Origin of the sequence: Peterkaempfera griseoplana (assembly GCF_001418575.1) — a bacterium.
GTDB classification, from domain to species: domain Bacteria; phylum Actinomycetota; class Actinomycetes; order Streptomycetales; family Streptomycetaceae; genus Peterkaempfera; species Peterkaempfera griseoplana.
The window spans coordinates 1-2,483 of record NZ_LIQR01000399.1 but is presented as its reverse complement, the minus strand read 5'-3'; the positions used below and the strand labels follow the sequence as shown (position 1 = coordinate 2,483).

Here is a 2,483-nt window from a genome sequence, read left to right as displayed (position 1 = left end):
CGTTGAGGTGGCGTCGGCAGGAGGAGCAGTAGTCCATCTGCGTTCTTTCTGTGCCTGCTGTGCCGCCGTGGGCCGGCGACCGGTTGCGGGTGGGTGGTGCGGGTTTCGGGTCGGGGGCGGATCGGGTGTCCCCAAGCACGCTAGCCGTTCATTCCGCAGGCGCTGGAAGTTTCCTGTGAGACTCGTGAAAAGGTTCGGGACTCACATCCACCCCCGGGGTCCGCCACCACGGTGCGCGTCCCCCCGGCGGGACCGCGCGCAGGGCGGGCCGGACGCTCGGCGTCCGCCGGTCGGCGCCTCTCCCGTCCGGCGCACCTCGCAGTCCCGACGTACCAGGTCACAGGCGCTCTCGTCGACGGCCCGGACGGCCCTGACGGAAGCAGGCCGCTTCGCCCGGGGTGTCGTCGGCACCGCACCCCGCGCCGTGGTGGACCCGGCCGACAACGGGCCCGGCCCGGCGACACCGCCCCGGGGAAGGACGGCGCTCTTGCTCCGGCGTGCACACCGGCGCACGGGCTGTCGTACACAACCCCTCGGAACCGGCAGGCGACCGAAGAACGCCACCCGGTACCCCACCGGGCGGCACCAGGAACGGGAGGACGGGCCGACCGCTAGGAGCGGAACGGCTTGAGCAGGGCACGCACCTGGTCCGCCGCACCCCAGTCGTGGTCGAACTGGGCGATGACGGCCAGATGCTGCCGCAGCTGGATGATCGGCATCCTGGCGGGCCAGTCGTCGTCGAGCCCGGTCAGCTCCGCGTACAGCGCGAAGAACCGGCTTGCCTCGGGCGGGTGCGGCGAGGACCACAGATGGGCCAGGTCCACTTCCGCCCACATGTAGGAGACCGCCGGGTCTATCAGGGCGGGCTGCCCGTCCTCGGTGGCGAGGATGTTGTGCGCCCACAGGTCTCCATGGGTCAGACAGGCGGGCCGGGAGGGGAGCAGCTCGGGCAGCCTCTCGCAGAGGCGCTCCAGCGCCCGCCGGTCCCGTTCGTCCAGCGCCGCCCGCACCCGGGGCTCCGGCAGCCAGCGCAGCAGGCGCCGCTGGGCGAAGAAGGAGTGCCCGTCGGTGTCCCAGGTGTTGTCCTGCCTGCGTTGCCCCAGCCAGTTGTCACCGGACCAGCCGAAGCGGTCGTGCACGGTGGTGGTGTGCAGGCGCGCGAGGGTGTGGGCGAGCCGTTCCCAGAAGGCCTCCCCCGCCGGACGCGGTTGCAGAACGGAGAGCACCAGCGCGTCCCGGCCCGCGAACAGCACCTCGGGGGTGGCGGCGCCGCCCAGTTCGCGGAGCACGCGAAGGCCTTCGGCCTCGGCCGCGAACAGGCCGTCAGCGGGCGTGTCACGGAAGGCCTTCACAAACACGGGCGGCCCCTCCCGGCGGGTCGCGATGCCCGCGACGGCCGCCAGTCCCCCCTCGGCCGGCGTCACCGACACCGCATCGCTCAGCCCGACGCCGTGCAGCCGTTCCATCAGCAGGGAGGAGGTCACCATGGGCCGCACGCTACAGCACGTCCCCGGCGGTTCGGTCAGGGCGGTGGTCAGGCATCGCCATGCAGGTCCGCACCGGGCGGGACGGCCACTCCGCCGCCTCAACCGCCGTGTCGCATCGCCGGATTGTGCCGGGCGCGGACGGTGCGCGTTCGGCACCGGCCGGCACCGCGCCCCCGCCGATGGGGCGTTCTCGCCGGCGGGTTCGCCCGGTCCCGTGCCCGATGGGCGGGGAGTGCAGGCCGTCGCAGACCGTCCCACGCCGGTCCGCCGATTCGGCGAGGCCGGGCGTACCGGAGTCGGCAGGTACATGATTCACCTGTTGGCCCCGACCGGGGCGGCGGGTTGCACTATGTTGCTTCAGTGGACCAGTTGATCGCCGGAGATCCTGCCCTCGTCGGCCCGTACCGTCTGATCGCCCGGCTGGGCGCGGGCGGCATGGGCCTGGTGTACCTGGGCCGTTCCGAGCAGGGACGCACGGTGGCTGTGAAGGTCGTGCAGGCCGAGTACGCCGGGCACCCGGAGTTCCGCAGACGCTTCGCCCGTGAGGTCGCCGCCGCTCGGCGGGTCGGCGGGAGCTGGACCGCGGCCGTGCTCGACGCCGATCCGGAGGCCGCGGTCCCCTGGGTGGCGACCCAGTACATCCCGGGGCCCGACCTCCACACCGTTGTGGCCGAGGACTTCGGGCCGTTGCCCGAGTACTCGGTCCGCATCCTCGCCAACCGGCTCGCCCTCGCCCTGCAGGCCGTCCACGGGGCGGGCCTGATCCATCGTGACCTCAAGCCGTCCAACGTCCTGGTGACCGTCGACGGCCCCCGTGTCATCGACTTCGGCATCGCCCGCGCCATGGACAGCCTCGCCGGAGACAGCCTGCACACCCGCACCGGCATGCTGATCGGCTCTCCCGGCTTCATGTCGCCGGAGCAGGTGCGCGGCCTTGAACTCACCCCCGCAAGCGACGTGTTCTGCCTGGGCGCCGTCCTGGTCTACGCCGCCACC

General features: G+C 72.7%; 2 protein-coding genes. One reads left to right on the top strand and one right to left on the bottom strand.

Going from position 1 to position 2,483, the window contains the following annotated elements; translation table 11 throughout:
• Positions 1-611: 611 nt before the first annotated feature.
• Positions 612-1,487, bottom strand: a complete 876-nt coding sequence (locus AOK09_RS27350; protein WP_055589920.1) for a fructosamine kinase family protein — start codon at positions 1,485-1,487, stop codon at positions 612-614.
• A gap of 360 nt (positions 1,488-1,847) precedes the next feature.
• Here AOK09_RS27350 and AOK09_RS27345 point away from each other — a divergent pair.
• On the top strand, positions 1,848-2,483 hold a 636-nt coding region (locus AOK09_RS27345; protein WP_157876054.1), incomplete at its 3' end, for a serine/threonine-protein kinase.